This window comes from Longimicrobium sp., assembly GCF_048594345.1.
Classification (GTDB): Bacteria; Gemmatimonadota; Gemmatimonadetes; order Longimicrobiales; family Longimicrobiaceae; genus Longimicrobium.
In genome coordinates this window covers 53387-62790 of sequence record NZ_JBMDXM010000247.1, presented here as the reverse complement: position 1 = coordinate 62790, position 9404 = coordinate 53387, and the positions used below count along the sequence as shown (strand labels likewise).

The following is a 9404-nucleotide window of genomic DNA, read 5'->3' as shown; positions in this document are numbered from 1 at the left end:
TGCCGGCGGGCGGGGGCCGCGATTGCGCGGACGGTTCCGAGCCTTCATCCGCCTCTGGAGACCCGCTCAATGGGCCACGGCCGCATTCGCCTGACACCGCCGCATCAGCCATCGTGACTTCTTGGACCGGACTCAGAGTTTTCTCGTGCCGTTTTCCCTGCTCTCACGCGTTGCACGCTGGCGGTCCGGGACGACGATGTCACCACGCCCGTCGGCGAGGCACGTGACGGTGTGGGAGGCCTCAGGCAACGGGAAGGAGATGGAATGCGGCAGGGAGCCATCCGCGTTTTTTCGAAGAGGTATGCGGATCGCCCGAGGATCTCCGCGGCGCACGGAAGAGCGTCCATCGCACCACCTGATGCGCGATCTGGAGAAACGTCCGCCACCCCCACGCAGGAGGTAAGCGCCACGCCTGCCGTACGTTGACGATCCAGGTCCAGCATCCCGCCCACTTGCCGTTCGTCCCTGCCCGGGCTCCGCCTGTCACACCCCGGACGGTTCGCGACGTTCACTACAGGCACCCGCCGACGGGTGCTCTCCATCCGCTCACATTTACGAGAGGAGAAGCGAAGGGCCCGAACGATCCCTGATCGCCAGCATCCGAGAACGTGAAAAAGGAGCCTGCCATGAAACAAGCTTTCGTCCGAGCGCTATTCATCCTGCTCGCCCTGCCGGCCGCGCGCCCCGCGGCGGCGCAGGAGGCCGCCACCGTCACCGGCCGCGTGACCAACGCGCAGGGGCAGCCCGAGGCCGCCGTGCTGGTGCGCATCGAGTCGCTGAACGCCGGCGCCAGCACCGCGGCGGACGGCATGTACCGGCTGGTGATTCCGGGCGCGCGCATCCGCGCCGGGCAATCGGTACAGATGACGGCGTCGCGCCAGGGGCTGGCGCCGGTATCGCGCAGCATCACCCTGTCCCCCGGCGCAACGCTGACGCAGGACTTCGTGATGACGGCGCAGATGATCTTCCTGGAGGACGTGGTGGTCACCGGCACCGCGCAGACGACGGAGGTGAGCAAGGTGCCGTTCGCCGTCGCGCACGTGAACGCCGCGGAGGTGCCGGTGTCGTCCACCACCGCGGCGGGGGCCATTCAGGGCAAGGTGGCGGGTGTCACGATCGTCAACGGCACCGGCCAGCCCGGCACCGCGCCCAGCATCCTGCTGCGCGGACGCAGATCCATCAATGCGGAAGGCAACACGGCGCCCAACGCATCTCCCGGCACGCAGCCGGGCGGGTTCGACACGGAGGAGTACAGCCTCATCCAGGAGAATCCGTTCCTGGCGGTGGCCGGCAACCCGCTTTCCACCTTTGGCATCGACGTGGACCCGGCGTCGTACAGCAACGTGCGCCGCTTTATCCGCGACGGCCGGGCGCCGCCGCGCGACGCGGTGCGCATTGAAGAGATGGTGAACTACTTTGACTACGCGTATCCCGACCCGCGCGGCCGGCACCCGTTCGCGGTGGTGACGGAGGTGGGTGTGGCGCCGTGGAACCCGCGCCACCGGCTGGTGCACGTGGGCATCCAGGGCCGGCGGATGCCGCGGACGGACCTTCCCGCCAGCAACCTGGTGTTCCTGGTGGACGTGTCGGGTTCCATGCAGTCGCCCGACAAGCTGCCGCTGGTCAAGGCGTCGCTGCGCCTGCTGGTGGAGGAGCTTTCGGCGCGCGACCGCGTGGCGATCGTGGTCTACGCCGGCGCGGCGGGGCTGGTGCTGGACGCCACCCCGGGCGACCGGCGCGAAACGATCCTGGACGCCATCGAGCGGCTGGAGGCGGGCGGCAGCACGGCGGGCGCGGCCGGGATCCGGCTGGCGTACGAGGTGGCGCGCCGCAACCACGTGGCGGGCGGCAACAACCGGGTGATCCTGACCACCGACGGTGACTTCAACGTAGGCACCAGCAGCGAGTCGGAGCTGGTTCAGCTGATCGAGGAAAAGCGCGCGCAGGGCACCTTTCTGACCGTGCTGGGCTACGGCACGGGGAACCTGGCCGACGCGCGGATGGAGCAGATGGCCGACCACGGCAACGGCAACTACGCGTACATCGACGGGCTGATGGAGGCGCGCAAGGTGCTGGTGCAGGAGATGGGCGGCACGCTGTTCACCATCGCCAAGGACGTAAAGCTGCAGGTGGAGTTCAACCCGGCGCAGGTGCGGGCGTACCGGCTGATCGGCTACGAGAACCGCCTGCTGCGCGCCGAGGACTTCAACGACGATCGCAAGGACGCGGGCGAGCTGGGCGCCGGCCACTCCGTTACCGCCCTGTACGAGGTGGTGCCGGTGGATGCCGACAGCGACGTGCAGGTGGGCAACGTGGACCCGCTGCGCTACCAGAGCCCGGCCACGGAGCCGGTGGTGGCGTTCGCGGGGGAGATGATGAACGTCAACATCCGCTACAAGCAGCCGGACGGCGAGCAGAGCGTGCTGCTGTCGCACCCGGTGCGCGCGCCGCGGCGCCTGGACCGGCCGTCGGACGACTTCCGGTTCGCGGCGGCGGTGGCGGAGTTCGGGATGCTGCTGCGCGACTCCGAGCACCGCGGCCGTGCGAGCCTGGAGGACGTGCTGTCGCTGGCGAGCGGCGCCCTGGGCAGCGACCCCAGCGAGCACCGCGCGGGCTTTGTGCGGATGGTGCAGGACTTCGCCCGCCTCCCCCGCGCCGAAGCCGCTGTCGCGGCGGGGCGGTGATTCGGGTCGGTGGATAAAAGCGCGCCGGGGGAAATCCTCCGGCGCGCGCTTTATCCGCTGACTCCCGCTGAGAGCGATTCAAATCGCGGCAACGACATCACGCTGTCCGCCTTCGCCGACACGGATCCGCAGGTTCTCCCCGATGCGGAAGCCGCTCACGCCAGATCTGGGAAAGAGCACCACCAGGGAACCCGGCGGACGGTGTCATTCTGAGCGAGGCGCGCGCTCAGTTCCGTGCGGATCTACACAATCGCCTGTGCGCCGACCGAAGAATCTGTAAGCTGGGCGCACAGTTCCGTCGGCTACGTCGGGTTTCGGCGCGAAGGCCCGCCCGTTTCTGAGAGAGATTCTTCAGTCGGCGCCATGACCCTGGAGCGTAAAGCCGGTTGTGCGCGGCGCCTCCTTCAGAATGACAGTGATCTTCCGGACGCAGTCTCCTGAACATTCGTTGCACTCATCACGCGACTCCAATCTCCCCCGCGAACAGCGCGCAGGCGCTGGCGAGATCGACGTTGCCGCCGCTGATGACGATGCCGATGCGCATCCCCTTGAACGCGCCGGGATCCGCCAGCAGCGCGGCCAGAGGCACGGCGCCGGAGGGCTCGACGATGATCTTCATCCGCGTCCACAGGAAGCGCATGGCTTCGACGATCCCCTGCTCGCTGACGGTGCGCATGTCGGCGACGTGGGCGCGGATTAGCGGAAAGGTGATGCGGCCCAGCGCCGGCGTGCGCAGGCCGTCGGCGATGGTGGGCGGGTTGCGCACCGTCTGTACGGTGCCGGTGCGAAAGGAGCGGGTGGCGTCGTCCGCCAGCTCCGGCTCCACGCCGATCACCCGGCACCCGGGCGAGAGCGCCGCCGCCGCCAGCGCACTGCCGCTCAGCAGGCCGCCGCCGCCGCAGGGGGCCAGCAGCGCGTCCAGCGGACCCGTCTCCCGCAGCAGCTCCAGCGCGGCGGTTCCCTGCCCCGACACCACGTCGGCATAGTCGTACGGCGGGATCAGGCTCATCCCGCGCTCTTCCTTGAGTTGCGCCGCCAGCTCCTCGCGCGACTGCGTTTCCTTGTCGTACAGAATGACTTCGGCGCCGTAGCCGCGGGTGGCCTCGACCTTGGAGACCGGCGCGTCACTCGGCATCACGATGGTGGTGCGGATGCCCAGCAGCCGCCCGGTGAGCGCCACCGCCTGCGCGTGATTCCCCGACGAGTACGCCAGCACGCCCCGCGCGCGCTCCTCGGCCGACAGCAGCGACACGGCGTTGTACGCGCCGCGGAACTTGAAGGCGCCCATGCGCTGCAGGTTTTCGCACTTGAAGAACACCTGCGCGCCCAGCCGCTCGTCCAGCGTGCGCGACGTCATCACCGGCGTGCGGTGCGCGATGCCCCGCAGCCGCTCCGCAGCCGCGTGCACGTCGTCGGCCGTGGGGAGGACGGGGGTTTCGATCGCTTCAGTCGACATGAGTTTCGATGATCCGGTCTCGCCGTGGTCTGCGCCCGCGGGGCCCTCACCCGCTCGCTCAGGCTCGCACCCTCTCCCGCAAGCGGGAGAGGGTATACACTTCGATCGTGCTCTACAAGCTCAGTCGTTGCCGCTCGATCATGCCCACTCTCGCACTCTCGCACTCTCGCACTCCAGTCATTCGTCCACGTGCAGCCAGTCGAGCGTGGCTTCGGGGGCGTAGCGCTCCAGCAGCCTGCTGGTCTGGGCGGGGTCCGCAAGGAGCTGGGCGATCTGGGCTAGCGAGCGCAGATGCTCCTCCGCCCGCTCCGCCGAGCTGACCAGGGCAAAGATCAGCCGTACCGGACGATGCCCGTGCGGAAGGGGCACGCCGTCGCGGCTCACACCCAGCACCAGCACCGGGCGCGGCAGGCCGGGGAGGCGCGCGTGCGGCAGCGCCACGCCGGGGACGATCTCCGTGGAAAAGCGCTCCTCCGACGCCTCCAGCGTATCCGCCAGCGCGCGCGCCGTCTGCGCGTCGAACACCGGCGCCAGCATCTCGCGCAGCGCGCCGCCAAAGTCCTCCGCCTGCACCTGCACCACGCGGTCCGGCGCCAGCGTCCCCACGAACGGCTCCACACCGCGGTCCGCCGGCGCCTCCGACTCCGGCGCGTAGATGGCCAGAAAGCTTTCCGGCGCCATCTCCGCCAGCTCGCCCGGAAGCCGCGCCAGCCGCGGGTGCCACGCCACCGTGCCGCGCCGCGCCGCCATCAGCACCACCAGGTCCTCGCGCCGCAGCGAATCGCGCAGCCACGTGGCCAGCGCGCCCCAGTCCTCCACCGCCGTCCACTCCGCCGCCACCTGCGGCCGCGCGGCGGCGTGCACCCCCTGCACCCGCTCCGTCTCCGACCCCACCACCACCCCCGCCACCCCCGCGCCAATGCCGGACGCGATGCGGTTCACCGTCGCCAGCGCGTGCGGAAAGCCGGGGTGGCGGTCGATGGCGGGGGGAAAGAGGACCACCAGCCGCCGCGTCACGCTCAGCGGATGTCCCAGCCGCGCGACCAGCACCGTCTGCCGCGTGCGCTCCAGCAGCTGGTCCAGCACGGTGCCAAAGATGACGCGCGCCCCCGTGCGCCGCCCATCCCAGCCGATGACGACTTCCGTACTGCGCGTCTCCGCGATCCCGCGGACGATGCCGGCGGCCACGTGCGCGTCCACGCGCGTCAGCGGGTGCACGGGCACCTCGGCCGCGGCGGCGTGGTGCACGGCGTGGCCCAGCATCCGCTCCGCCTCCGCCACCCACGCCTCCGTCGCGCCGCCCTCCTCCGGCGCCACCGTAAGCGGGTACAGCGGCTCGTCGCTGTCCTTTGCGCGGACCACGAAGGCGAGATCCATCAGCGCCTCCGCCGTGGCGGGATTGGCAAGGGGGATCAGGATGCGGCGGGGCGCGGCATCCGCATCGTAGGGACGCTGCTCCTCGCGCGCGGCCACGCGACGGCCGTAGCGCTCCACCGCCCAGGGGCCGGCCAGACAGGTGGCCAGGATCATCAGCACCACGCCGTTGACCTCGGTCTGGTCCAGCAGCCCCAGCTCGTAGCCGACCAGGACGATGGCCAGCGTCCCCGCCGCGTGCGGCACGGTAAGGCCAAAGACGACCCATCCCTCGTCCACGCCGTACCCGAACGCCTTTTCCGTCACCTTGGACGCCAGCCACTTGCCGGCGATCACGCCCAGGGTAAGGACGATGGAGATGGTCCAGGCGCGGCCGCTGTCCAGCGCGCGCACGTTCACCAGCATCCCCACGGAAAGAAGAAAGAAGGGGATGAAGATGGTGTTGCCCACGAAGTGGATGCGGTTCATCAGCGGGCCGTGCGCGGGCACCAGGCGGTTGAGCGCCAGCCCGGCCAGCAGCGCGCCCACGATGGGCTCCACCCCCGCCGCGTGCGACAGGTACGACACGGTGAACAGCGAGGCGAGGACGAAGATGAACTCCGCGCCGCCCTCGCCCGCCTGGCGAAAGAACCAGCGCCCCAGCCGCGGCAGCCCCCACATCACCACCAGCACGTACACGCCGAACGACACGCCCAGCCGCGCCCAGAACCCCAGCGACGGCGCGCCTCCGCCCGCCGAGTTGGCGACCACGGCCAGCAGCAGCAGCGCCAGGATCTCGGTAAGGATGGTCCCGCCCAGCGCCGTGGTCACCGCCTCGTTGCGCACGATGCCCATGCGGCTGGCGATGGGATACGCCAGCAGCGTGTGCGACGAAAAGGCGGAGGCCAGCAGCAGCGCAGACCCCGTGGAGTAGCCCAGCGCCAGGCCCAGGCCCAGCCCCAGCGCCGCGGGGATCAGGAAGGAGAGCAGGCCAAAGACGATGCTGCGGTTGCGGTAGCGGTTGAACTGGTTCAGGTCCAGTTCCAGCCCCACCATCAGCATCAGGTACAGCAGGCCCACGGTGCCCAGCAGCACGATGGTCTGGTCGCGCTCCAGCAGCCCGAAGCCGTGCGGCCCCACCGCCGCCCCCGCCACGATCAGCCCGATCACGCCGGGCACGCGCACCCGCTCCGCCAGGATGGGCACGGCAAGAAAGATGAGCGTCGCCAGCGCGACGATCAGGACGGGGTCCGTGAACGGAAGGGTGGGGATGATGGAGAGCAGGGGCACGGGCATCGGCGTTCCTTGGCCGTGGGTGGTTGAGGCCCAGGTCAGGGAGCAGGGACCGGCGCCCTCCTCCAGACACGACTGGCTTGTTGTGACACGGTGCTCCCGCCACCCGCCGCGGGTTCCGTGCCGGACGTGCAGTGACTACTCGGGATCTGACTCGAAAGCCGGCTCACCGGGAAGGCTGGGCTCTACGTCGTCGCGCTTCGCGCGGGGCCCTCACCCCCGGCCCCTCTCCCGCAAACTGCGCGGGAGAGGGGAGAATTCGATCCCGCTTCGACAGCTATCCCGATGTCCTTCCGACGGAGCTGCCGGGGCCGAAGCGCTTCGAAAGGCATCGAACTGTCGCCTGACAAGCCCCCTCTCCCCCGGCCCCTCTCCCCCGCTGTCGCGGGAGAAAGGGGAAAATTCGATTCCGCTCCGGCAGGCTGGTTTCGCGTGGGCCCTCACCGAAGCATGCCGGACGGCCGGCTCGCGTCACCTCTCTCCCGCGCCGTTTGCGGGGGGAGAGGCCGGGAGAGGGGGCCGCTCGGCGGACGCAGTTCGGAACCAGCCGAAGCGCCTCAGTACTTCGGGATGCTCGGATCCACCTCGTCGGACCAGGCGAGGATGCCGCCTTTCAGGTTCAGCAGGCGCTCGTAGCCGTGCTGGCGCAGGTAGCCCAGCGCCTGCGCGCTGCGGGCGCCGCTGCGGCACTGCAGCACGATCTCCCCGGCCGGATCGATCTCCTCCATCCGCTGCGGCACCTGCTTGAGCGGGATGAGGCGCGCGCCGTGCGCCTCCAGGTTGCCGATGTCCCACTCGAACGGCTCGCGCACGTCGATGATGGTGAGCTTGTCGCCGCGGTCCAGGCGCTCCTTGAGCTCCGTGGGGGTGATCTCGGGCACGTCTGCGTTCATCCTTTTCTCCGTCGTGGTTTCCGCGGGCTCGTAGCCGCAGAATCGCTCGTAGTCGATCAGCTCGTGGATCGTGGGGTTGTCGCCGCACAGGGGGCAGGCGGGGTCGCGGCGCAGGCGCATCTCGCGAAACTGCATCCGCAGCGCATCGAACAGCAGCAGGCGGCCCACCAGCAGGTCGCCCTGTCCCAACAGCAGCTTTACCGCCTCCAGCGCCTGCACGCACCCGATGATCCCCGGCAGCACGCCCAGCACGCCGGCCTCGGCACACGACGGGACCATCCCCGGCGGCGGCGGCTCGGCGAACAGGCAGCGGTAGCACGGGCCGTGGCCCGCCCAGAACACCGACGCCTGACCCTCCCAGCGCAGGATGGAGCCGTAGATGCACGGCTTTCCCTCCAGCACGCACGCGTCGTTCACCAGGTAGCGCGTGGGAAAGTTGTCGGTGCCGTCGATCACCACGTCGTAGCCGCGCACGATCTCGCGCGCGTTGGCGCTGGTCAGGCGCACGGCGTGGCCTTCGACCGCGACGTGCGGGTTGATCTCGGCGATGCGGTCGCGGGCGGAGCCCAGCTTGGGCCGGCCCACGTCGGAGGTACCGTGGATGACCTGGCGCTGCAGGTTGGTGGTATCCACCACGTCAAAGTCCACGATCCCCAGCGTCCCCACCCCCGCGGCGGCCAGGTACATGGCCGCGGGCGAGCCCAGCCCCCCCGCGCCCACCAGCAGCACGCGCCCCGCCTTGAGCCTGCGCTGCCCCTCCGGCCCCACTTCGGGAAGGATCAGGTGGCGGCTGTAGCGGACCGATTCGTCCTGCGTAAGGGGGGGCAGCGTGGCCGGGTCGCGGGTCTCCATGGGGTACAGGTTATAGGGCGATGGCGGACGGGGAGCAACCACCCGGATGCGTTAGAAGGACACGATCCGTCGCGGCGATGTCGTCGAGCGGCGATTCAAATCGCGGCTTGGGGAACGCGATGTCGACCTGCGCTGACGGGTGTGAAGCGTGCGGGGAGGATTGGTGCGCGGAGGGGGCGGTTGTGGCGTTCTCAAGGTGCGGGAGTCAGGGCCGATACGGCTCCAGCACAGCTTCGACCTCGCCGCGGAGCCAGTCGTCGAGGGTGCCGGAGCGATAGACGGCCCAGGTGGAGAGTGCGCCGGTGTATGCGGTCTGCACGGTGCGAGAAAGATCGTCGGGGTCGCACTCGGCGAGCTCGCCGGACTCCATCGCCTCCTCCAGCAGGGTGCGGATCTCCGCCAGCGTGGTGCGCGCCTGCAGCAGCGCGCAGGCGTGGAACTCGGGGATGCCCAGGTGGATGTGCTGGAACGCAAGGTAGTTCGCCAGCGCGTCCGGCGTGTCGATTTCCCGCGCGATGGCGGCGAGGGCGTGCAGCAACGTGTCGAGCGCGGACGCGTACAACTCGCGCGCGGCGGCAAAGTGGCCCGGCGCCTCGGCGGCGGTCTGCTCCGCCAGCGCCAGCAGCAGGCCGCGCTTGGAGCCGAACCGCTGCACCAGCCCCGCGGCCGAAACGCCCGCCTCCTCCCCCACGTCCGCCAGCGTAAGCTCCGGCCCCACGCGCCATATCACCCGGGCGGCGGCGGCCAAGATGGTTTCATCGGACGTGCTGCGGGGGCGTGGCGACATCGTGCACTCTCCAATGTAAATGTCCGTTCATTCACATTATGTGTATCTGCATCATGAACGTCAAGCAATTCCTTTTTGATGGCTCC

The 9404-nt window shown here is 69.8% G+C and carries 5 protein-coding genes; 1 reads left to right on the top strand and 4 read right to left on the bottom strand.

Annotation, left to right across the window (positions count from 1 at the left end; translation table 11 throughout):
• Positions 1–626: 626 nt before the first annotated feature.
• Positions 627–2684 carry a YfbK domain-containing protein gene (locus tag ACOJUJ_RS26385; protein ID WP_420129922.1) on the top strand — a complete coding sequence of 686 codons (2058 nt, stop codon included), beginning with the start codon at positions 627–629 and terminating at the stop codon, positions 2682–2684.
• Positions 2685–3141: 457 nt separating this feature from the next.
• Here the strand turns inward: ACOJUJ_RS26385 and ACOJUJ_RS26380 are convergent, their stop codons facing one another.
• From ACOJUJ_RS26380 to ACOJUJ_RS26365, 4 genes are all read right to left on the bottom strand, one after another.
• Positions 3142–4140 carry a threo-3-hydroxy-L-aspartate ammonia-lyase gene (locus tag ACOJUJ_RS26380; protein ID WP_420129921.1) on the bottom strand — a complete coding sequence of 333 codons (999 nt, stop codon included), beginning with the start codon at positions 4138–4140 and terminating at the stop codon, positions 3142–3144.
• Between the two features lie 177 nt (positions 4141–4317).
• Positions 4318–6789, bottom strand: coding sequence for a cation:proton antiporter (locus ACOJUJ_RS26375; RefSeq protein ID WP_420129920.1), 2472 nt, complete (start codon positions 6787–6789; stop codon positions 4318–4320).
• A gap of 554 nt (positions 6790–7343) precedes the next feature.
• Positions 7344–8531, bottom strand: coding sequence for a molybdopterin-synthase adenylyltransferase MoeB (moeB, locus tag ACOJUJ_RS26370; RefSeq protein ID WP_420129919.1), 1188 nt, complete (start codon positions 8529–8531; stop codon positions 7344–7346).
• Between the two features lie 205 nt (positions 8532–8736).
• Positions 8737–9318 carry a TetR/AcrR family transcriptional regulator gene (locus tag ACOJUJ_RS26365; RefSeq protein ID WP_420129918.1) on the bottom strand — a complete coding sequence of 194 codons (582 nt, stop codon included), beginning with the start codon at positions 9316–9318 and terminating at the stop codon, positions 8737–8739.
• Positions 9319–9404 lie beyond the last annotated feature (86 nt).

Coding starts and splice junctions, on each gene's coding strand:
- ACOJUJ_RS26380 (WP_420129921.1), bottom strand. CDS start 4,140: ATGTCGACTGAAGCGATCGAAACCCCCGTCCTCCCCACGGCCGACGAC.
- moeB (WP_420129919.1), bottom strand. CDS start 8,531: ATGGAGACCCGCGACCCGGCCACGCTGCCCCCCCTTACGCAGGACGAA.
- ACOJUJ_RS26365 (WP_420129918.1), bottom strand. CDS start 9,318: ATGTCGCCACGCCCCCGCAGCACGTCCGATGAAACCATCTTGGCCGCC.
- ACOJUJ_RS26375 (WP_420129920.1), bottom strand. CDS start 6,789: ATGCCCGTGCCCCTGCTCTCCATCATCCCCACCCTTCCGTTCACGGAC.
- ACOJUJ_RS26385 (WP_420129922.1), top strand. CDS start 627: ATGAAACAAGCTTTCGTCCGAGCGCTATTCATCCTGCTCGCCCTGCCG.